The organism is Nocardioides sp. AN3 (assembly GCF_054653495.1).
This window is the reverse complement of record NZ_BAAIGC010000001.1, coordinates 338,025-358,395: the sequence shown is the minus strand read 5'-3', so window position 1 is coordinate 358,395 and position 20,371 is coordinate 338,025. Positions and strand designations below refer to the sequence as shown.

The following is a 20,371-nucleotide window of genomic DNA, read 5'->3' as shown; positions in this document are numbered from 1 at the left end:
AGGCGCCGCTCCCAGGGTCTTCCGCCCGCGTCGCAGGGCCAGCGCGGCGCACCGGCCCACCGCTCCGGCCTGCTCCACTCCGGCTCCGCTCCGGCTCCGCTCCGGCTCCACTCCGGCTCCGCTCCGGCTCCGCGGATGAGGGCCGCCCGGTGCGCCGCCGATAGGATCTGGTGGTATCCCCGATCGAGAGACGAGTGGCTTCCGCATGTCCGAGACCCAGCAGGCCAACCTGCGCAACGTCGCCATCGTGGCGCACGTCGACCACGGCAAGACCACGCTGGTCGACGCGATGCTGCGGCAGGGCGGTGCCTTCAGCGAGCACCAGGCCGAGTCGGTGGCCGACCGCGTCATGGACTCCGGTGACCTGGAGCGCGAGAAGGGCATCACGATCCTCGCGAAGAACACTGCCATCCACTACAGCGGCCCCAGCGCGCCGAAGGGGATGACGATCAACATCATCGACACCCCCGGCCACGCCGACTTCGGCGGCGAGGTCGAGCGCGGTCTGTCGATGGTCGACGGCATCGTCCTCCTCGTCGACGCGTCGGAGGGCCCGCTCCCCCAGACCCGGTTCGTCCTGCGCAAGGCGCTCAACGCCGACCTGCCGGTCGTGCTCGTCCTCAACAAGGTCGACCGCAGCGATGCCCGCATCGACGAGGTCGTCGACGAGACCTACGAGCTCTTCATGGACCTGCTCGACGAGCACCACTCGCACGATGCGCTCGACTTCCCGGTCGTCTACGCGTCGGGCAAGGCCGGCATCGCGTCGCTGACCAAGCCCGAGAACGGCACGCTGCCCGACGGCGACAGCCTCGAGCCGCTCTTCAAGACGATCCTCGAGACGATCCCCGCTCCGACCTACACCGAGGGCGCGCCGCTGCAGGCCCACGTCACCAACCTCGACGCCTCGCCGTTCCTCGGCCGTCTCGCGCTGCTCCGCATCCACCAGGGGGAGCTGCGCAAGGGCCAGACCGTGGCGTGGATGAAGGCCGACGGAACCGTCAAAAACGTCAAGATCACCGAGCTGCTCATCACCGAGGGTCTCGAGCGGGTGCCGGGTGAGTACGCCGGCCCCGGCGACATCGTCGCCATCGCCGGCATCCCCGACATCATGATCGGCGAGACCATCGCCGACGCCGAGAACCCGGTCGCGCTGCCGCTGATCACCGTCGACGAGCCCGCGATCTCGATGACCATCGGCACCAACACCTCGCCGCTCGTGGGCAAGGTCAAGGGCTCGAAGGTGACCGCGCGGATGGTCAAGGACCGGCTCGACACCGAGCTCATCGGCAACGTGTCGCTGCGGGTTCTGCCGACCGACCGCCCCGACGCCTGGGAGGTCCAGGGCCGCGGTGAGCTGGCGCTGGCCATCCTCGTCGAGCAGATGCGACGCGAGGGCTACGAGCTGACCGTCGGCAAGCCGCAGGTCGTCACCCGCCAGATCGACGGCAAGGTGCACGAGCCGGTCGAGCGGCTCACGATCGACGCACCCGAGGAGTTCCTCGGCGCGCTGACCGAGCTCCTCGCGACCCGCAAGGGCCGCATGGAGAACATGACCAACCACGGCACCGGCTGGGTGCGGATGGAGTTCGTCGTCCCGGCGCGCGGCCTGATCGGCTTCCGCACCGACTTCCTCACGATGACGCGCGGCACGGGCATGTCGTCGTCGATCTCCGACGGCTACATGCCATGGGCGGGCGAGATCCGCGCCCGCAACAACGGCTCGCTCGTGGCCGACCGGGCCGGCGCGGCGACCGCCTACGCGATGACGTCGATCCAGGAGCGCGGCGTCCTGTTCGTCGAGCCCTCGACCGAGGTCTACGAGGGCATGATCGTCGGCGAGAACTCTCGCGCCGATGACATGGACGTCAACATCACCCGCGAGAAGCAGCAGACGAACATCCGCTCTGCGACGTCGGACAACTTCGAGAAGCTGATCCCGCCGAGGAAGCTCTCGCTCGAGCAGTGCCTGGAGTTCTGCCGCGACGACGAGTGCGTCGAGGTGACTCCCGAGATGGTCCGCATCCGCAAGGTGATCCTCGACGCCAACGAGCGCGCCAAGATCGCTGCGCGGCACCGCAAGGCCAACAAGTAGCCGCCTTGTGAGTGCAGGAGTGACCCCTGGATCACTCTTGCACTCACACCACCGCCCCTGTGGAGGGCGAGTCGCACCCATCTCCCTGACGCGCCAACCTGTGGGGCGTGGGCGACGACACGGAGAAGACGAGCTGGCGGGAGGCGGCTGCCGCACAGGCAGGTCTGCTCACACGCGCCCAGCTCGCCGCTGCCGGCGTCGACCGCTGGGCGGTGGCGCACCGGGTGGCCACGGAGCGCTGGCAGGTCCTGACCGGCACCGTCGTCAGCACCACCACCGGGCCGCTCTCACGTGAGCAGTCGAGCTGGCTCGGCGTCCTCCAGGCAGGGCCCGGAGCGATCCTGGGAGGCCTCACCGCTGCGGAGGCGGCGGGCCTGCAGAACTGGCAACGCGACACCATCACGGTGCTGGTGCCCTATGCCAACGACGTCCCGGCGCCGCGACCGGGCTACACCTTCGTCCGGAGTCGACGCGCTCTCAACGAGATGCGTCAGCCGGACAGCTCACCGCCGCGTTGTCGGCTCGAGCCGGCGATCCTGCTCTTCGCGGCGACCGACCGGTCCAAGCGGACCGCGCAGGGCGTCCTCGCTGCCGCGGTGCAGCAGCGCCTCACGTCGGCGGCGGCGCTCCTGAAGTGGATCGAGGACCTCAAGCCCCTGCGCAAGGCGCCGCTGATGCGCCAGGCCCTGCACGACATGGCTGGCGGCGCCCAGTCGCTCGCGGAGATCGACGTGACTCGGATGTGCCGGGCTCACCGGTTGCACCCGCCCGCGCGGCAGGTGCGACGCCGGGACGCCACGGGCCGCACGCGCTACACCGACTGCGAATGGCGGCTGCCCGGCGGGCGCACGCTGGTGCTGGAAGTCGACGGCGCCTTCCACATGGACGCCGCGCAGTGGGAGGACGACATCGCGCGTCAGCGGGCGTTGACGAGTCCCGACCGCCTGATCATCCACTGCACGGCGCGCGAGATCCGCGACGAGCCGGAGCGCGTCGCCAGAGATCTCCGCTCGCTGGGTGTTCCGTCAGCCTGACGACGCTTGTGAGTGCGACAGTGACCCTGAGCTCACTGTCGCACTCACAAGAGGAAGTCAGGCGTTGAAGTGGGGGGCGCGCTTCTCGAGGAAGGCTGCGACGCCCTCGCGACCGTCGGGGCGGGCGGCGTTGCTGCGAATGGCGAGCGTCTCGCGGCGCAGCGCGCTCTCGGGCGATGCCTCGGCGGCCTCGCGCATCAGGCGCTTGACGTCGGCCTGCGCGCCCGCCGGGCCGGCCAGCAGCCCGGCGACGACCTCGTCGGTGACGGTCTCCAGGGAGTCGTCGGGGACGACACGCGCGACCAGGCCGGCGGCCTGGGCCTCGGCGGCACTGAGCATGTCGTTGAGCAGCGCGAGCCGCAGCGCACGATGCAGCCCCAGGGTGTGCACGAGCTGCGAGCTGCCGCCGTCGACGGACAGGCCGATGCGCGTGTAGCCCAGCGTGAACCGGGCCGACTCCGCCGCGAGCACGATGTCGGCGGCCGCAGCCAGAGGGAAGCCGGCACCCGCCGCGATCGCGTGCACGGCCGAGACCACCACCGCCTCGGATCGGACGAGCTCGCTGATGATGCGGTGCAGCAGCTCGGCCAGGTCGTCGAGCCCGTCGACGACGTTGTCCATCGCGGCGAACCCGCCGATGTCCCCGCCGGCCGAGAAGAAGCGCCCGCTGGCGCGCAGCACGATGACGCGGGCATGGTCGTCGCGCGCACGACGCACCGCGGCCAGCAGCTGCGTCCCAGACGCGATCGTCAGGGTGTTGCCGCGGTCACCCGCCGTCAGCGTGATCCACGCCGCGCCGTCGCGCAGCTCGTAGTCGACCACGTCACTCATGCGCCGATCTCCTTCAGGCCGGGGAGGACCTCGTCGGCGAAGATCTTCAGGAACGCGGCTTGGTCGTGGCCCGGCGGGTGGAAGACCAGATGGTCGAACCCGGCGTCCACATAGGCCCTCACGTCCTCGATGACCTCCTCGGGCCTCGTGGCGACGATCCACCGCTTCGCGACCTGCTCGATCGGCAGCTCATCGGCGAGCCGGGCCATCTCAGCAGGGTCCTCGACCCCGTGCTTCTGCTCGGGCGTCAACGACAACGGCGCCCAGAACCGGGTGTTCTCCAGCGCCTCCTCCTCGGTGTGCGCGTAGGACAGCTTGATCTCGATCATCCGCTCGCCTGCGGCGACCGGCTTCCCGGCCGCCTCCTCACCCGCCGCGACCGCGGGCAGCAGCTGCTCGGTGTACAGATCCATCCCCTTCCCTGATGTGCAGATGAAGCCGTCGCCGGCGCGGCCGGCGTACTTGGCCACCGTCGGCCCACCCGCCGCCACATAGATCGGCACCCCGCCCTCGGGGTGGTCGTAGACGGTGGCGTCCTTGGTCCGGTAGTAGTCGCCCTCGAAGGTGACGCGCTCCTCGGTCCACAGCTGGCGGATCAGCCGCACCGCCTCCCGCAGCCGGGCGAACCGCTCCTTGAACTCCGGCCAGGCGAACTCACCCGCGACCGCCATCTCGTTGAGCGCCTCGCCGGTGCCCACGCCGAGCACGACCCGGCCCGGATACAGCGAGCCCAGCGTGCCGAAGGCCTGCGCCATCATCGCCGGGGAGTTGCGGTACGTCGGGGTCAGCACACTCGTGCCCAGCGTGATCCTCTCCGTCCGCTCGCCGACCGCGGCCATCCATGCCAGCGAGTACGGCGCATGTCCACCGACGTGACGCCACGGCTGGAAGTGGTCGCTGACCCAGACCGAGTCCAGGCCCACGTGTTCGGCGAGCACGGAGAACTCCACCAGGTCACGCGGGCCGAACTGCTCAGCCGACGCCTTGTAGCCGATCTTCAACGCCACTCCTCACGGGTCGGGCATCCGGACCAGAGCATCCGGACGCCGGGAAGGGACCGTCGGCCAGCCTAGTCGTCGCGCCAGCCGCCTCCAGACGTCGGTGTCGGCGCTCGGCCCTAGCATGGCTGTGACCCGGCGCACACCGCTAGAGCGCGGCATCCGAGCACCGCATCCGAGCACGAGCACACCCGCAGGAGGACCGATGGCCGTCGACGTCGACACCGCGCGCCAGCACTCGCTCGGGGACCTGCCCCGCCGGACGGCGCAGCGGGTGCCGGACAAGCTGGCGATCGTCGACGGGTCGACGAGGCTCACCTTCGCGCAGCTCGAGGCGGTCGTCGACGGCGCTGCGGCAGCGATCGTCGAGGCCGGCCTCGTCAAGGGCGACCGGCTGGCGCTGCTGTGCCACAACTGCTGGCAGTTCGCCGTCCTCGACTTCGCCGCCGCCCGCGTCGGCGTCGTGCTGGTGCCCATCAACTTCATGCTCGGCCCCGACGAGGTGGCGTTCATCCTCGATCACTCCTCGGCGAAGGCGTTCGTCGTCGAGGATGCGCTTGTTCCGGTCGCCGAGAAGGCCTTGGCCGCCTCGGCCGGCACGGTGGCGACGAAAGTGGTCGTCCGGCTGACCCGCGCCCCGACCCCGAGCGGCTGGTTCGACGCGCAGACGTGGTTCGACCACGCCGGCCCGGCGCCGTACGTGCCCATGGCCGACGACGACCCGATCCGGATGATGTTCACCTCGGGGACGGAGTCGCGGCCCAAGGGGGCGCTGCTGACCAGCAGGGCGCTGATGTGGCAGTACGTCTCCTGCATCGTCGACGGCAACATGACCGCCGACGACGTCGAGCTCCACACACTGCCGCTCTATCACTGTGCCCAGCTCGACTGCTTCCTCGGCGTGGACGTCTACCTGGGCGCCACCAGCGTGATCCTGCGCGGACCGGAGCCGACCGCGGTGCTGCGCGCGATCGGCGAGCACGGCATCACGAAGTTCTTCGCGCCGCCGACCGTCTGGATCGGCCTGCTGCGCTCGCCCGACTTCGACGCCGCGGACCTCTCGACGTTGCGGAAGGGCTACTACGGGGCGTCGCCGATGCCGGTGGCCGTGCTGCAGGAGATGCGCACGCGGTTGCCCGATGTCGCCCTGTGGAACTTCTACGGCCAGACCGAGATGGCGCCGCTGGCGACGATCCTCGGCCCCGACGAGCAGCTCTCGCATGCCGGCTCGGCGGGCCGCGCCGCGATCAACGTCGAGACGCTGATCGTGGACGACGAGGACCGGCCCGTCGCACCCGGCGTCGTCGGCGAGATCGTGCACCGCTCGCCCCACGCCACCTTGGGCTACCACGACCAGCCGGACAAGACCGCGGAGGCGTTCCGCCACGGCTGGTTCCACTCCGGAGACCTCGGCTACCTCACCGACGACGGCCACCTCTATGTGGTGGACCGCAAGAAGGACATGATCAAGACCGGCGGCGAGAACGTCGCCTCCCGCGAGGTCGAGGAGGCGATCTTCCGTCTCGACGGCGTCGCCGAGGTCGCGGTCTTCGGCGTCAGCCACCCGCTCTGGGTCGAGGCCGTCGCGGCGGTCGTCGTGCCGAAGCCGGGGGCGTCGCTCACCTCCGAGGCGGTGCTGGCGCATGCGCGCGAGACGCTCGCCGGCTACAAGGCCCCGAAGTTCGTCGTCATCGCCGACGCGCTGCCGAAGAACCCGTCGGGCAAGATCCTCAAGCGGCAGCTGCGCGAGGAGCACGCCGGCCTGGCCGACTCCGACGCTCCCTGACGACCGCGCCCGTCGTTCCGCCGGATCACCGATGCCCGTCCGGAGCGACCCCGCCCGGAGCGACACGGTCGCGAGCGATCGAGTCGGGATAGATGCTGCGGGGCTCGGTGCGGCGCTCCTTGCGTTGGCGCCGGTCGCGCCGCAGAGGGGGCAGCAGCCGGAGGATCGCCAGAGCGGCGTACCCCACGCCGTTGGCGCTCACGAAGGCGAGCAGCACCCGGAATGCCATGGAGCGCAGGAGGGCCTCCGGCAGGGGCTGTACGCCGAGCACGAGCGGCGCGAGATCGGCTGTCACGCCCGCATGACGCGCTCAAGCGGCTCCTTCTCACGCGAGTTGCCGACGGGGTGTTGATGCATCGAGGTATGCAGCTGAGCATCCACTTCCCGTGTCGAACTCCGCACGGGAAGTGACGACTCGTCTGCCTACCTCGACGAACAGTCAGCGACGGCGCAAGACCCTCAGACGTCCGCCGAGAGGAGCACCGTCTTCCCGTCGGCGGCTCGAATCTCGACGGCGCGCAGATCCTCGATCGAGAGATCCGTCGAGCCGGTGGTCCGCGCCTCCTCGCCCGGACCGGCCCACCAGGAGGACACCTCGTGGGCGTGCCCTTGGTGGTCGATGACGTAGAGGCCGTAGTCGCGGCTCGGCTCGCTGCCCTTGCCGCCCGCGTAGAGGCAGGTCATGTCGATGCGGGTGCCCCAGTCCTTCCTGGTCAGCGCGACGGTCGCCGAGAGCGGGCTGGGGACGACCTGGCGCAGGGCGATGCTGGCCGCGGGCGCGGGCGTCGACTCGTCCCGCAGGGCGACCGGGACGACGACTGCGGCCGCGACCGCGGCGGCTGCGGCGAGACCGACGGCGACCCGCGTGCGGGTCCGCCTCCACCAGGTGAGCGACACCGGCGCGGACGACTCCGCTCGCGCGGCGTCCAGCAGCCGTCGCTCGAGGTCTGCGGGCGGCGAAGCCGGAGCGGTGCCGGCGAGCAGTGCATCGCGATCGGCCTGCTCGACACGGCCGAGCAGTCCGGGCAGCGGCAGCAGCTCAGCCAGCTGGCGCGCGCACTTCGGGCAGACGGCGAGATGCCGCTCATACTCCTGGTGCTCGGCGGGGGTGAGCGCGCCGACGACATAGGCACCGTCCCAGTCGGCGTACCGCTCGTGCTCGTTGGTCATCGGGTCACTCCCCTCTCCTCCAGGGCGAGCCTGAGGGCTCGCAGTCCGTAGTGCAGCCGCGACTTCACGGTGCCCGGCGGGATGCCGAGCTCTGCGGCGATCTCCGCCGTGGTCAGCCGCCCGAAGTAGGCCTTCACCACGACCGCGCGATGCTCCTCCCCGATCGAGCGGAGGGCGTCGGTGACGACGAGCGAGTCGAAGAGCCGGTCGATGCGGTCGGCATCGGGCCGCTCCGGCACCTCGTCGGTCGCGGTCTCGTGCCGATGCCGGGCGCTGCGGACGTCGTCCACCACGAGGTTGCGCGCCACCGTGAACAGCCAGGCCCGCGCCGACCCTTCCCCGTCGTCGGTCACGTCGTGGCGCCACGCGCGCAGGAGCGTCTCCTGCACCACGTCCTCGGCCTGCGCGCGGTCGCCCGTCAGCCGCAGGACATAGCCCCACAGCGCGGCAGCATGCGCCTGGTGCAGCTGCTGGATCGCTTCGGGGTCGGCCATGGGCACCTCTCTGACACGAGACAGCATGACCGAAGGTTCACCGGCGCCGCATGTGGCGCAGGACGCCCCCGGCGACCGCGAGAAGCAGCCGTTGAGACGGCGCCGGCCAATGTCGAGCGTGGTGGTCTACTTGAGCCCATGGACCTCGGACTCTCCGGTCAGGCAGCGCTCGTCACGGGCGGCAGCAGGGGTCTCGGCAAGGCGACGGCGCGGGCTCTGATCGCGGAGGGCGCCCGCGTCGCCATCCTGGCCCGCGACGCGGAGCGGGTGCGGGCCACCGCGGAGGAGGTCGGTGCGTACGCCGTCACGGCGGACACCCGCGACGACGACGCCGTACGACGCGCTGTCGACGAGGTGGCGGCCCACTTCGGCCGGCTCGACGCGGTCATCAACGCCGCGGCGCAGCCGGCGTCGAGCGTGACCGGGCCCGCGGACGACCCGGCGAACATCCTCGAGCAGGTCGACACGAAGGCGCTCGGGTATCTCCGCGTGGCGCGAGCCGCCGTCCCGCACCTGCGTGCCGCCGGCGGCGGGCGCATCGTCAACATCGCCGGGATGAACGCCCGCGCGACTGGCACCGTGATGGGCTCGATCCGCAACATCGCCGTCGTCGCGCTCGCCAAGAACCTCGCCGACGAGCTCGGCCGCGACAACATCGCGGTGACCGTCGTTCACCCCGGCCTGACCGGCACCGAACGCGACTTCACCGACGCCCAGCGCGCCGCGTCGCAGGCCAATGCGCTCGGCCGCACGATCGACGCGGACGAGGTCGCCGCGATCGTCGCGTTCCTCGCCTCTCCGCGAGGCATGGTGGCGAACGGTGCCGTCGTCACCGCCGACGGTGGACGGGTCGGCTCGATCTGGGGCTGATCCCAATAGGCTCTGGCGCATGCCCGAGCTCGATCCGATCCGCGAGGCGCGCCGTCAGTGGGTCGCCCACGGCTGGGAGGACGCCGCACCCGGGATGGCCATGGTCACTTCGATCGTGCGCGTCCACCAGCTGCTCATGGAGCGGATCGACGCGGTCCTGCGGCCCCAGGAGCTGACCTTCGCGCGCTACGAGATCCTGCGTCTGCTGGCCTTCACGCGCGCCGGAGCGCTGCCGATGACACGACTGGGCTCCCTGCTCCAGGTGCACCCGACCTCGGTGACGTCGGCGGTGGACCGGCTCGAGAAGCAGGGCTTCGTCCGCCGCTCCCGCGGCGAGGCGGACAAGCGCGTCGTCCTGTGCGCGATCACGGTCGCCGGTCGCGATGTCGTCGAGCGTGCCACCGGCCAACTCAACGACGCGATCTTCGCCAAGCCCGGCGTCGACGACGGCGACCTCGCCGCCCTCACCGCCCTGCTCGGGCAGTTGCGCGCCGGCCACGGCGACCGCGTCGTCGACTGACAGGCGCGTCTCCTGCCCGGGTGCGACGTAGCCCACCTGGCACGAAACACCTGGACGTCCTACTATTGAATTACTTGGACTTCCAACCTTTCGTCGGAGTGTGATCGTGCCCGAGCTTCACCACCCCCAGCACCCGGTCCGCCTGGTCACCGCCAGCAGCCTGTTCGACGGCCACGACGCGTCGATCAACATCATGCGGCGCATCTTCCAGTCCCAGGGCTGCGAGGTGATCCACCTCGGCCACAACCGCTCGGTCTCCGAGGTCGTCGAGGCGGCGATCGAGGAGGACGTCAACGGCATCGCGGTGTCGTCCTACCAGGGCGGGCACGTCGAGTACTTCGAATACCTCGTCCAGCTGCTGCGCGAGCGCGGCGCCGGGCACATCCAGGTGGTCGGCGGTGGCGGCGGCGTGATCGTGCCCGAGGAGATCGCGCGGCTGCGCGCCAGCGGCGTGACGATCTTCTCCCCCGAGGACGGCCAGCGCATGGGCCTGCCCGGGATGATCAACTCGGTCGTCAAGGCGGCCGACAACGACCTATGGGCCCAGGGTCCCGTGACCGCCGACGACGTGCTGGCCGGCGACCGGTCGGCGCTGGCGCGCGCGATCACGGGCGCCGAGCTCGGCACGCTCGACGAGGCGACCCTCACCAGGCTGCGCGAGGCCGCGGCCGCCCGCACCGCGCCGGTCCTCGGCATCACCGGCACCGGCGGCTCGGGCAAGTCCAGCCTCACCGACGAGCTCGTCCGGCGCCTGCGCGTCGACCAGCAGGACAAGCTCCGTGTGGCGGTCATCGCCGTCGACCCCACCCGGCGCAAGGGCGGCGGCGCGCTGCTGGGCGATCGGATCCGGATGAACAGCCTCGACCTGACCGGGCCGGGCCTCGACCGTGACCGGGTCTACTTCCGCAGCCTCGCCACCCGTGGCGCGCACGAGCTGCCCGACCACCTCGCCGACGTCATCACGGTCGCGAAGGCGGCTGGCTTCGACCTGGTCATCATCGAGACGCCGGGCATCGGCCAGGGCGACGCGGCGGTCGTGCCGTTCGTCGACGTCAGCCTCTACGTCATGACGCCGGAGTTCGGCGCCGCCAGCCAGCTCGAGAAGATCGACATGCTGGACTTCGCAGATGCGGTCGCGATCAACAAGTTCGAGCGGCGCGGCGCCGAGGACGCAATGCGCGACGTGGGCCGCCAGCTGGTCCGCAACCGGGAGGCGTTCGGCTCCCAGCCCAGCGACATGCCGGTCTTCGGCACCTCCGCGGCCACCTTCGACGACGACGGCGTCACCGCGCTCTACCAGCACCTGCGCGGCCTGCTGTCGGAGCACGGCCTCGCGACCGGCGACGGCGCCCTGGCCCCGGTCGACACCAAGCGCTCCACCCGGATCCGCGAGGTGCTGCCGGGTGACCGGGTGCGCTACCTCGCCGAGATCTCCGACACCGTCCGCGGCTATCACGCGAAGACCGAGGAGCTGGTCGCCGCGGCTCGGCGTACCGACCGCCTCGAGCAGGTCCTCGCCGAGCTGGCCGAGGCGGGCCAGGACGCGGCGGCGGTCGAGGCGCTGCTCGACGACGCCCGCACCGAACTGCCCCGCGAGCTCGCCGAGCAGATCGAGGCCTGGCCGGCGGTCGTGGAGTCCTACTCCGGCGACGAGCAGGTCGTGAGGATCCGGGACAAGGAGATCGTCACCAAGCTCACCAAGGAGTCACTCTCGGGCAGCAAGATCCCGCGGGTCGCGCTGCCGACCTACGACGAGGTCGGCGAGCTCGTGCGTTTCTGGCGCAAGGAGAACCTCCCCGGCCTCTACCCCTTCACCGCCGGCGTGTTCCCGTTCAAGCGCGACAACGAGGACCCCGCGCGCATGTTCGCCGGCGAGGGCGACCCGTTCCGCACCAACCGCCGCTTCAAGCTGCTCTCCGAGGGCCAGCCGGCGACCCGCCTCTCGACCGCGTTCGACTCCGTGACGCTCTACGGGCGCGACCCCGACGAGCGGCCCGACATCTACGGCAAGGTCGGCACCTCCGGCGTCAGCGTCGCGACGCTCGACGACATGAAGGAGCTCTACTCCGGCTTCGACCTGACCGCTCCGTCGACGAGCGTCTCGATGACGATCAACGGCCCCGCGCCGACGGTGCTGGCGTTCTTCCTCAACACGGTCATCGACCAGGAGGTCGACAAGTTCCGCGAGAAGGAGGGCCGCGAGCCCTCGGAGGCCGAGCGGGCCGAGATCGCGGCGTACGCCGTCTCCACCGTCCGTGGCACCGTCCAGGCCGACATCCTCAAGGAGGACCAGGGCCAGAACACCTGCCTGTTCTCCACCGAGTTCTCACTGCGCTGCATGGGCGACATCCAGCAGTGGTTCATCGACCACGCCGTGCGCAACTTCTACTCGGTCTCGATCTCCGGCTACCACATCGCCGAGGCCGGAGCGAACCCCATCAGCCAGCTCGCCTTCACCCTGGCCAACGGGTTCACCTACGTCGAGTCCTACCTCGCCCGCGGCATGGACATCGACGAGTTCGCGCCCAACCTGTCGTTCTTCTTCTCCAACGGCATGGACCCGGAATACTCCGTCATCGGCCGCGTCGCCCGCCGCATCTGGGCGGTCGCGATGAAGGAGAAGTACGGCGCCTCCGAGCGCTCGCAGAAGCTCAAGTACCACGTCCAGACGTCCGGCCGCTCCCTGCACGCGCAGGAGATGGACTTCAACGACATCCGGACCACGCTGCAGGCGCTCATCGCCATCTACGACAACGCCAACAGCCTCCACACCAACGCCTACGACGAGGCCGTCACCACGCCGTCGACCGAGTCGGTGCGGCGTGCACTCGCCATCCAGCTCATCATCAACCGCGAGTGGGGCCTGGCGATGAACGAGAACCCGCTCCAGGGCTCCTTCATCATCGACCAGCTCACCGACCTCGTCGAGGAGGCCGTCCTTCTGGAGTTCGAGCGGATCTCGGAGCGTGGTGGCGTGCTCGGCGCGATGGAGACCGGCTACCAGCGCGGCCGCATCCAGGACGAGTCGATGCTCTATGAGCACCGCAAGCACGACGGCTCGCTGCCGATCATCGGCGTCAACACCTTCCGCCGGCCCACCTCCGAGGGCGAGGAGGCGCACACCGTCGAGCTGGCCCGGGCGACCGAGGACGAGAAGCAGTCGCAGCTTCGCCGGCTCCGCGACTTCCAGGCGGCGCACCGCGACGAGGCGGCCGAGGCGATCGCCCGACTCAAGGAGGCCGCGACGTCCGGCGAGAACGTCTTCGCCGTCCTCATGGACGCCGCCCGAGTCTGCACCCTCGGCCAGGTCACCGAGGCGTTCTTCGAGGTCGGCGGTCAGTACCGCCGCAACGTCTGAGTTGCCTCGTGGGTCGGGGTAGTTCGGGACGTTCCCCACTGTCTACTGTCGAGTAATGGTCGGAAACGTCCCGAACTACCCCGCCAGCCCGCCGGCAGAAACGCCCACCGACGACCTCGGGACGGCGTACGACGGACCGCGGCCGGCCGCCCGGGTCGTCTCGCTCGTCCCGTCGCTGACCGAGGCGCTGGCGTCGGTCTCGCGTAGCGCGCTCGTCGGCGCGACCGACTGGTGCACGCACCCCGCCGACCTCGAGGTGGCGCGGGTCCGCGGCACGAAGAACCCGCACCTGGCGGCCATCCGTGACCTCTCCCCCGACGTGGTGGTCGCCAACAAGGAGGAGAACCGGGAGCTCGACGTACGCCGCCTCCGCGACTCCGGCGTCCGCGTCTGGGTGACCGACATCCGCACGGTGCCGGACGCGGTCACGTCGATGGAGCGGCTCCTGGACGGTCTCGGCTGGGACCGGCCGGCGTGGCTGGCCGAGGCACGAGACCGGTGGTGCGGCGCGGTGCCGCCCGTGAGTCGCCGCGTCGCCGTGCCGATCTGGCGCGACCCGTGGATGGTCGTCGGCAGCGACACGTTCACCGGCGACCTGCTGCGACGGCTCGGCTGGGAGAACGTCTTCGATGGCTCACCCGAGCGCTACCCCCACGTGCGCGTCGAGGCGATCGAGGCGGCCCGGCCCGACGTCGTCCTGCTGCCCGACGAGCCCTACGTCTTCACCGACACCGACGGCCCGGAGGCGTTCGGCGTCCCCACGGAGCTGATCAGCGGCCGGCTGATCACCTGGTATGGCCCCAGCCTCCTCGAGGCCATCGAGCCTCGGGTTGTGGTCCCCCGAACCCCGGGTTGCTGACGGACACGCGAGAACTATCCGGGGCTCGGCGGACCACAACCCGAGGTTGGGCAGACAACAACCCGAGGTTGGGCGGACAACAACCCGAGGCTCGACAGACAACAACCCGAGGCTCGGCGGACGACAACCCGGGGGTCGGTCAGCTCCCGAAGGCGGGCTTCTCCTTCGCCAGGAACGCCCGGACTCCCTCGGCGAAGTCGGGGCCGGTGTAGACCTCGCGCAGCAGCTCCTCGTCCCCGTCCGGCGACGCCTCCAGCAACGAGGCGCGTGCCAGGAGCTGCGACTTCGTGGCCCGCAGCGTCACTGACGAGAGCGCCAGGATCGACGGGACGAGTGCGTCCAGCTCGTCGTCGAGGGAGGGGACGACGGCGGTCACCGCCCCGACCGCGTGGGCGCGCGAGGCGTCGACCAGCCGCGCGGCGAGCAACATCTCGCGCGTCAGCGACTCGCCGAACACCGAGGCGCAGCGGTAGACGATCGACGCGGCCAGCGCGTTGCCGAGCGTCTTCGCGATCGGGTAGCCGAACCGCGAGTGGGTCGTCGCGACGCGCAGATCGCAGTGCGTCGCCACGGCCAGCCCGCCTCCGACGCACACACCGTCGACGGCGGCGATCGTCACCTGCGGCAGCGCGAAGAGCTTGAGCAGCAGCGCACGGATCCAGTCCTCGTAGGCCACCGCGTCCTGCGACAGGAAGTCGGAGATCTCATTGCCGGCGGCGAAGGCCCGGCCGCCCGCCCCGCGCAACACGAGGACCTTCACCGACGTGTCGTCGACGAGCGCGTCACACAGGTCGTGGAGCTCGGCATACATCGCCTGCGTGAAGGCGTTGTGCCGCTCCGGCCGGTCGAAGGTCACCTCGACCCAGTGCCCGTCGCCGGCGGTCCGTCGTTCGATGCGCACGTCGCTCACGCCGCGAGGATAGGAGCAGCCGAGTGCCCGCGGGTCAGTCCGCGAGATGTCTCACAACCCGCCAGCGCGCCAGCAGCGTCCCATCGACCTCCAGGAGGGCGGACAACGACAGGGGTACGTCGACCGCCGGTCCGCCCACGATGCGCATGCTGCTGCCGCCGACGATGCGCGGCGTGACCGTGCAGCACACCTCGTCGACGAGGCCGGCACGCAGCAGCCCCCCGAGCAGGGACGGGCCGCCTTCGCAGAGGATCCGGCGCAGACCCTCAGCGCGAAGCCCGTCGATCAGTCCTCGCAGCGACTCGGCGTCCCCGCCCGCGGACAGCCGCGTGTCAGGGTCGTCGACGAGCTTCGCCGGCAGCGCCGAGCCGACCACGACCAGCGGCCTGCCGGCCGGCCCGTAGCCCTCCGCCCGTGCGGTCCCCGCCCCGACGACGATCACATCGGCGCCGGCTCGCAGCTCATCGAAGACCACCTTGTCGGCTGCGTTGTTGATCGACCCGCTCCGACCGTCGGCCCCTTGGGCGGCGCCGTCGACCGTCGAGACCATGTTGGCCCGCAGCCACGGCTCGTCCGGCCAGGCGTAGAGCTCGGCGACCGAGGCGGCCCCCTCACGGGACCCGCCCTCGCCGACACCGCCCCCGCCGACACCGCCCCCGCTGACACCGCCCCCGCCGACACCGCCCTCCCCAGCAGCTCTCAGACCGGCAGCCCTGTCGCCGGCCACGCCCTCACCGGGACCGGACAGGTCGAGGACCCGCCACGTGGAGGCACGCAGAGTCTCGCCGGACATGGACTCGACCCTAGCGATCGACTCCGGCAGCCCGGCGGGTGTGACCGCTAGGGGGACCGGAGAAACCTCGTGATCCCGGCCACGAGCGCACGCGCGTAGCGCGCGCGTCCTGCGGTCGACCGCATGCGGCGTGCCTCGGTGGCGTTGCGCATGTTGCCCAGCTCCACCATCGCGACGGGCACGTCGGACAGGTTCAGCGTGCCGAGGTCGGAGCGCACGTCGAGGCCGTCGCCGCCGGCGATGTAGTTGGCGCGCGGGAAGCGGGCTCGCCCGAGGGCTGCCCGAAGGTCGAGCGCCAGGCTCATCGACGGGGCGGCGATGTCATCGGTCCAGCCCTTCAAGGACGCCGGGGCGATCACATGGAAGCCTCGGGCGCCGCGGACGTAGCTCCCGTCGGCGTGGATCGAGAGCGTCAGGTCGGCGTGTGCCCGAGCGCCGGCCCGGCCCCGCGCGTCGACGCACGGACCCCACGCCGCCCGCGAGTTGGACGAGCGGGTGAGCACGACCCGCGCCCCGGCCCGCTGCAGGGACCGCTTCACGACCTGCGCGACCTGCCAGGTGAAGGTCGCCTCCGGGTAGCCGCTGTTCGTCGACGTCCCCGTCGTGTTGCACGGCTTCCGCATCGGTCCCGCCGTCACGAGGCGGTTGATCTCACGCAGGTGCTCCGCGTTGCCCAGCTGGTGGCCCGGGTCGAGCACGATCGTCCGCCCGGCGAGGGGACGGGTCTCGATACGGGTCTCGATACGCTCGCTGGCGCTCGCTACTCGACCTCCGAGATCGCTGGCGCTCGCTACTCGACCTCCGAGATCGCTGGCGCTCGCAACTCGACCGACGTCGCTGGCCGAGTAGCCCGAGCCGCTAGGCGAGGGCGTATCGAGACCACCGCCGGGGGCGTCAGGGGTCATGGCGTCCGCCGCCGCCGGGAACAGGAGCAGGACGGCAGCGACACCCAGGGTGAGCAGGCGCGCAGACATCCGTCGATGCTACGGCCCGTATCCTGGGCCGTCCCAAACGCGACAGGAGCACTGATGAGCTGGTTGGTCACTGGTGGAGCGGGCTACATCGGCGCGCATGTCGTGCTTGCGCTGCAGTCCGACGGCCTTCAGCCCGTCGTGGTCGACGACCTCTCGAGCGGCTTCGCCCGGTTCGTGCCGGATGACGTGCCGTTCGTGGAGGCGACGATCCTCGACCGAGCGGCGCTGGAGAGGGCGATCACCGACCACGAGGTCGAGGGCGTGATCCACTTGGCCGGCTTCAAGTATGCGGGCGTCAGCGTGCAGCGCCCCCTGCACACCTACGCGCAGAACGTGCAGGGCACCGCCACGCTGCTCGAGGCGATGCTCGCGACCGGCGTCGGCACCATCGTCTTCTCCTCCAGCGCCGCGGCATTCGGCACCCCCGACGTGGACCTCGTCACCGAGACGACTCCCACCCACCCGGAGAGCCCGTACGGCGAGAGCAAGCTGATCGGCGAGTGGCTGCTGCGCGACGTGGAGATCGCCCACGGCCTGCGGCACACCAGCCTGCGCTACTTCAACGTCGTCGGCTCCGGCAGCATCGACCTCTTCGACACGAGCCCGCACAACCTCTTCCCGCTGGTCTTCGACGCGCTGGCCAAGGGCAAGACGCCGCACATCAACGGCGACGACTACCCGACTCCCGATGGCACCTGTGTGCGCGACTACGTCCACGTGAGCGATCTGGCCCACGCCCACGTCGTCGCGGCCCGCAAGCTGGCGAAGGGCGAGCGGCTCGAGCCGGTCTACAACCTGGGCAGCGGCGACGGTGCCAGCGTGCGCCAGATCATGGACACGGTCCGCGACGTGACGGGCATCGACTTCACCCCCGAGGTCCGCCCACGCCGACCCGGCGACCCGGCTCGCATCGTCGCGACCGGGGAGCTCGCCGGCCGCGACCTGGACTGGGCGATGCGCCACGACCTGCGCCAGATGGTGGCCAGCGCGTGGGAGGCCCGGCAGGCGGCTGGGACCGCATACCCAGCGTGAGCGTCAAGGCAATGTGATCCAGCGAACATTTCCCCAAAAACGGGTACGGCGCCCGCTCCACGTCCCTAGGTTCTGAGCTGCCGCGCGGGCGTCCCCCCTCCCCCAGCCCGCGTGGCTCCCCCACCCCGCTGAGCTACGGGAGCACAGGATGCCGATCCTTGTGGACCAGAGGCGGCTGCCCGCCGTCGCGCACCCGAGTCGAGCCCTGCACTATCTGCCCGTCACCGCGTTCGCCCTCGACCTGGTCTCGATCGTGGTCGCCTGTGTGGCCGCCGTCACCGGCCGCAACCGCCTCGGCATCTTCGACGACCCGGCCAACATCGCCTCGAGCGTGATCACAGTCGCGCCGTTCCTGGCAGTGGGTTGGCTGGTGATGGCGGCACTGCTCGGCGCCTACCGCACCGAGGTCTTCGGCGACGGGACCGACGAGTTCAAGCGGGTCTTCAACGCGACTGCCTCGGCCGCCGCACTGGTGGGCGTCACCTGCTACCTCCTGAAGTTCCAGTTGTCGCGCGGGTTCTTCGTCCTCGTCTTCTGCATCGGCGTCACGCTGCTGCTGGCCGGCCGGTTCGCGCTGCGCCGTGCCCTCCACTCAGCCCGGACCCGCGGAGTTCTTCAGCACCATGTCGTGATCGCCGGCGGCGAGGCCCAGGTGGACGACATCGCGGGCGTGCTGCGGCGTGAGAAGTGGCTCGGCTATCAGCTGGTCGGCGCGCTCCTGCCCGGCGGCGTCGCCGGCGAGGAGACCGAATCAGGCATCCCGGTCCTCGGCAATGCGGAGAGTGTCGAGGACATCACGTCGCTTGACGGCGTCGACGTGATCTTCTTCACCGGTGGCACGACCCGCTCGGCCGTCGACCTGCGCAAGATCGTGTGGCAGCTCGAGGAGCGGTCGGTCCAGCTCGTCATGGCACCCGCGATGACGGACTTCTCGGCCGAGCGCGTCCGGACCCGGCCGGTCGGCGGACTGCCGCTCATCCACATGGAGGCCCCGCGCTGGGCGCATGCGTCGCGGTGGGCCAAACGCAGCTTCGACATCCTCGTCACCACGACGCTGCTCCTGCTGCTCTCACCGGTGTTCGCGTTCATCGCCTTGCGCGTCAAGCTCCATGACGGCGGTCCCGTCCTCTTCCGCCAGGTCCGCACCGGTCGCCGGGGACTGGAGTTCCGGTGCCTGAAGTTCCGGACGATGGTCGTCGACGCCGAGGCACGCCTCGCCCAGCTGCGGGCTCAGATCGGGCACGTCGAGGGAATGTTCAAGATGCAGGACGACCCCCGCATCACCCGCCCGGGCAAGTGGCTGCGCCGCCTCTCCCTCGATGAGCTTCCGCAGCTCTTCAACGTGCTGCGGGGCGACATGAGCCTCGTCGGACCGCGGCCACCACTCCCCTCCGAGGTCGCGCAGTACGACGAGTTCACGGTCCGCCGCCTCAACGTGCGGCCCGGCCTCACTGGGCTCTGGCAGGTCTCCGGCCGATCGGACCTGAGCTGGGAGGAGGCGGTCCGACTCGACCTCTACTACGTCGACAACTGGTCGATGATGCAGGACCTCAGCATCCTGTCGAGGACCGTCGGCGCCGTCCTCAGCAGCCGCGGCGCCTACTGACCACACGTCGAACCCCGGGTTGTTGTCCGTCGACCCCGGGTTCTTGACGAGACCGCGCGGCGATGTGGCGCGCAGTCTCGTGAAGAACCCGGGGTTCGAGGGACAACAACCCGGGGTTCGAACTACCTCTCGTCGAGCAGGCGCAGCAGGTAGGCGCCGTACCCGGACTTGACCAGCGGCTGAGCCAGCTTCTCGAGCTGCTCGTCGGTGAGCCAGCCCATCCGCCACGCCACCTCTTCGGGGGCGCCGATCTTGGTGCCCTGCCGGTGCTCGATGGCGCGGATGTAGTTCGCGGCCTCGTTGAGGTCCTCGACGGTGCCGGTGTCCAGCCATGCCGAGCCGCGCGGGAGCACCTCGACCTGGAGCGTGCCGGCCTCGAGGTAGATCCGGTTGAGGTCGGTGATCTCGAGCTCGCCGCGGGCGCTGGGCTTCAGGTTGCGGGCGTGGTCGACGACGGTGCTGTCGTAGAAGTAGAGGCCCGGCACGGCGTACGGGCTCTTGGGCTGGGCCGGCTTCTCCTCGAGGGAGACGGCGCGACGGTGGCCGTCGGTGTCGGGCTCGCCGAACTCCACGACGCCGTACGCCGTCGGGTCACTCACCTTGTAGCCGAAGACCGCCGCTCCCTCGAGGTCCTCGAAGCGACGCAGCTGGGTGCCCAGGCCTGCGCCGTAGAACACGTTGTCGCCGAGGACCAGGCCGACGCGGTCCGAGCCCTTGAGGTGGCCGACGTCCGCGCCGATCGTGAAGGCCTGGGCCAGCCCGTCGGGCGAGGGCTGCTGGGCGTAGGTGATGTCGATGCCGAACTGCGAGCCGTCGCCGAGCAACCGCTCGAACGCCTCTGCGTCGTGCGGGGTGGTGATGACCAGGACGTCGCGGATGCCCGCCAGCATCAGCGTCGAGAGCGGGTAGTAGATCATCGGCTTGTCGTAGACCGGCATCAGCTGCTTGCTCACCGCCAGCGTGATGGGGTGCAAGCGCGAGCCGGTTCCACCGGCCAGGATGATTCCTCTCACAGGCCGCCATTGTACGTAAGGCAGTTCT

Annotated in this window: 18 protein-coding genes; 9 read left to right on the top strand and 9 right to left on the bottom strand. The window is 70.5% G+C overall.

What is annotated here, in order from left to right; genetic code table 11:
* The first annotated feature begins 205 nt into the window (after positions 1 to 205).
* Together typA and ACYQ1K_RS01620 are read left to right on the top strand one after the other, a co-directional pair.
* Positions 206 to 2,095 (top strand): translational GTPase TypA, encoded by a 1,890-nt coding sequence (gene typA / locus ACYQ1K_RS01625; RefSeq protein WP_459980774.1) that lies wholly within the window; start codon positions 206 to 208, stop codon positions 2,093 to 2,095.
* A 107-nt stretch (positions 2,096 to 2,202) separates the two neighbouring features.
* Complete coding sequence (locus ACYQ1K_RS01620; protein WP_459980772.1) at positions 2,203 to 3,129, top strand: hypothetical protein; 927 nt, start codon at positions 2,203 to 2,205, stop codon at positions 3,127 to 3,129.
* Between the two features lie 57 nt (positions 3,130 to 3,186).
* Here ACYQ1K_RS01620 and ACYQ1K_RS01615 read toward each other — a convergent pair whose 3' ends face one another.
* Together ACYQ1K_RS01615 and fgd are read right to left on the bottom strand one after the other, a co-directional pair.
* Positions 3,187 to 3,960: an enoyl-CoA hydratase/isomerase family protein gene (locus ACYQ1K_RS01615; RefSeq protein WP_459980770.1), complete on the bottom strand. Its 774-nt coding sequence runs from the start codon at positions 3,958 to 3,960 to the stop codon at positions 3,187 to 3,189.
* Positions 3,957 to 4,967, bottom strand: coding sequence for a glucose-6-phosphate dehydrogenase (coenzyme-F420) (gene fgd, locus ACYQ1K_RS01610; protein ID WP_459980768.1), 1,011 nt, complete (start codon positions 4,965 to 4,967; stop codon positions 3,957 to 3,959). The genes ACYQ1K_RS01615 and fgd overlap by 4 nt, the downstream gene beginning before the upstream one ends.
* A gap of 196 nt (positions 4,968 to 5,163) precedes the next feature.
* Between fgd and ACYQ1K_RS01605 the strand changes: the two genes are divergently transcribed.
* Positions 5,164 to 6,744, top strand: a complete 1,581-nt coding sequence (locus tag ACYQ1K_RS01605) for a fatty acyl-CoA synthetase (RefSeq protein ID WP_459980767.1) — start codon at positions 5,164 to 5,166, stop codon at positions 6,742 to 6,744.
* A 25-nt stretch (positions 6,745 to 6,769) separates the two neighbouring features.
* Here ACYQ1K_RS01605 and ACYQ1K_RS01600 read toward each other — a convergent pair whose 3' ends face one another.
* From ACYQ1K_RS01600 to ACYQ1K_RS01590, 3 genes are all read right to left on the bottom strand, one after another.
* On the bottom strand, positions 6,770 to 7,039 hold the full coding sequence (locus tag ACYQ1K_RS01600; protein ID WP_459980765.1) for a hypothetical protein: 270 nt from the start codon (positions 7,037 to 7,039) through the stop codon (positions 6,770 to 6,772).
* Between the two features lie 164 nt (positions 7,040 to 7,203).
* Positions 7,204 to 7,914, bottom strand: coding sequence for an anti-sigma factor family protein (locus ACYQ1K_RS01595; RefSeq protein ID WP_459980763.1), 711 nt, complete (start codon positions 7,912 to 7,914; stop codon positions 7,204 to 7,206).
* Positions 7,911 to 8,408, bottom strand: coding sequence for a sigma-70 family RNA polymerase sigma factor (locus ACYQ1K_RS01590; protein WP_459980761.1), 498 nt, complete (start codon positions 8,406 to 8,408; stop codon positions 7,911 to 7,913). Before ACYQ1K_RS01590 ends, ACYQ1K_RS01595 begins: the two co-directional genes overlap by 4 nt.
* 138 nt (positions 8,409 to 8,546) lie before the next feature.
* On the opposite strand from ACYQ1K_RS01590, the gene ACYQ1K_RS01585 reads away from it, so the two are divergent.
* From ACYQ1K_RS01585 to ACYQ1K_RS01570, 4 genes are all read left to right on the top strand, one after another.
* Positions 8,547 to 9,278: an SDR family NAD(P)-dependent oxidoreductase gene (locus tag ACYQ1K_RS01585; RefSeq protein ID WP_459980759.1), complete on the top strand. Its 732-nt coding sequence runs from the start codon at positions 8,547 to 8,549 to the stop codon at positions 9,276 to 9,278.
* Positions 9,279 to 9,297: 19 nt separating this feature from the next.
* Positions 9,298 to 9,798 carry a MarR family winged helix-turn-helix transcriptional regulator gene (locus ACYQ1K_RS01580; RefSeq protein WP_459980757.1) on the top strand — a complete coding sequence of 167 codons (501 nt, stop codon included), beginning with the start codon at positions 9,298 to 9,300 and terminating at the stop codon, positions 9,796 to 9,798.
* A 106-nt stretch (positions 9,799 to 9,904) separates the two neighbouring features.
* Entirely contained in the window at positions 9,905 to 13,156 is a 3,252-nt protein-coding gene (icmF, locus tag ACYQ1K_RS01575; protein WP_459980755.1) for a fused isobutyryl-CoA mutase/GTPase IcmF, read from the top strand.
* 55 nt (positions 13,157 to 13,211) lie between these two features.
* Positions 13,212 to 14,015, top strand: a complete 804-nt coding sequence (locus ACYQ1K_RS01570; protein WP_459980753.1) for a helical backbone metal receptor — start codon at positions 13,212 to 13,214, stop codon at positions 14,013 to 14,015.
* A gap of 139 nt (positions 14,016 to 14,154) precedes the next feature.
* Here the strand turns inward: ACYQ1K_RS01570 and ACYQ1K_RS01565 are convergent, their stop codons facing one another.
* From ACYQ1K_RS01565 to ACYQ1K_RS01555, 3 genes are read right to left on the bottom strand one after another with little or no spacing between them, the layout of a single operon-like run.
* Positions 14,155 to 14,925 carry an enoyl-CoA hydratase-related protein gene (locus ACYQ1K_RS01565; protein WP_459980752.1) on the bottom strand — a complete coding sequence of 257 codons (771 nt, stop codon included), beginning with the start codon at positions 14,923 to 14,925 and terminating at the stop codon, positions 14,155 to 14,157.
* A 34-nt stretch (positions 14,926 to 14,959) separates the two neighbouring features.
* Positions 14,960 to 15,718: a dihydrofolate reductase family protein gene (locus tag ACYQ1K_RS01560; protein ID WP_459980750.1), complete on the bottom strand. Its 759-nt coding sequence runs from the start codon at positions 15,716 to 15,718 to the stop codon at positions 14,960 to 14,962.
* Positions 15,719 to 15,765: 47 nt separating this feature from the next.
* Positions 15,766 to 16,692, bottom strand: a complete 927-nt coding sequence (locus ACYQ1K_RS01555) for an N-acetylmuramoyl-L-alanine amidase (protein ID WP_459980749.1) — start codon at positions 16,690 to 16,692, stop codon at positions 15,766 to 15,768.
* Positions 16,693 to 16,746: 54 nt separating this feature from the next.
* On the opposite strand from ACYQ1K_RS01555, the gene galE reads away from it, so the two are divergent.
* Positions 16,747 to 17,724: a UDP-glucose 4-epimerase GalE gene (gene galE / locus ACYQ1K_RS01550; protein ID WP_459980747.1), complete on the top strand. Its 978-nt coding sequence runs from the start codon at positions 16,747 to 16,749 to the stop codon at positions 17,722 to 17,724.
* Between the two features lie 148 nt (positions 17,725 to 17,872).
* Positions 17,873 to 19,330 (top strand): sugar transferase, encoded by a 1,458-nt coding sequence (locus ACYQ1K_RS01545; protein WP_459980746.1) that lies wholly within the window; start codon positions 17,873 to 17,875, stop codon positions 19,328 to 19,330.
* 122 nt (positions 19,331 to 19,452) lie between these two features.
* Here the strand turns inward: ACYQ1K_RS01545 and rfbA are convergent, their stop codons facing one another.
* Positions 19,453 to 20,343, bottom strand: a complete 891-nt coding sequence (rfbA, locus tag ACYQ1K_RS01540) for a glucose-1-phosphate thymidylyltransferase RfbA (protein WP_459980744.1) — start codon at positions 20,341 to 20,343, stop codon at positions 19,453 to 19,455.
* Positions 20,344 to 20,371 lie beyond the last annotated feature (28 nt).

What these genes read in the sequence shown, in the direction of transcription:
- typA (WP_459980774.1), top strand. Translation starts at nt 206, where the DNA reads ATGTCCGAGACCCAGCAGGCCAACCTGCGCAACGTCGCCATCGTGGCG.
- ACYQ1K_RS01615 (WP_459980770.1), bottom strand. Translation starts at nt 3,960, where the DNA reads ATGAGTGACGTGGTCGACTACGAGCTGCGCGACGGCGCGGCGTGGATC.
- ACYQ1K_RS01605 (WP_459980767.1), top strand. Translation starts at nt 5,164, where the DNA reads ATGGCCGTCGACGTCGACACCGCGCGCCAGCACTCGCTCGGGGACCTG.
- ACYQ1K_RS01595 (WP_459980763.1), bottom strand. Translation starts at nt 7,914, where the DNA reads ATGACCAACGAGCACGAGCGGTACGCCGACTGGGACGGTGCCTATGTC.
- ACYQ1K_RS01590 (WP_459980761.1), bottom strand. Translation starts at nt 8,408, where the DNA reads ATGGCCGACCCCGAAGCGATCCAGCAGCTGCACCAGGCGCATGCTGCC.
- ACYQ1K_RS01585 (WP_459980759.1), top strand. Translation starts at nt 8,547, where the DNA reads ATGGACCTCGGACTCTCCGGTCAGGCAGCGCTCGTCACGGGCGGCAGC.
- ACYQ1K_RS01580 (WP_459980757.1), top strand. Translation starts at nt 9,298, where the DNA reads ATGCCCGAGCTCGATCCGATCCGCGAGGCGCGCCGTCAGTGGGTCGCC.
- ACYQ1K_RS01570 (WP_459980753.1), top strand. Translation starts at nt 13,212, where the DNA reads ATGGTCGGAAACGTCCCGAACTACCCCGCCAGCCCGCCGGCAGAAACG.
- ACYQ1K_RS01560 (WP_459980750.1), bottom strand. Translation starts at nt 15,718, where the DNA reads ATGTCCGGCGAGACTCTGCGTGCCTCCACGTGGCGGGTCCTCGACCTG.
- ACYQ1K_RS01555 (WP_459980749.1), bottom strand. Translation starts at nt 16,692, where the DNA reads ATGTCTGCGCGCCTGCTCACCCTGGGTGTCGCTGCCGTCCTGCTCCTG.
- galE (WP_459980747.1), top strand. Translation starts at nt 16,747, where the DNA reads ATGAGCTGGTTGGTCACTGGTGGAGCGGGCTACATCGGCGCGCATGTC.
- ACYQ1K_RS01545 (WP_459980746.1), top strand. Translation starts at nt 17,873, where the DNA reads ATGCCGATCCTTGTGGACCAGAGGCGGCTGCCCGCCGTCGCGCACCCG.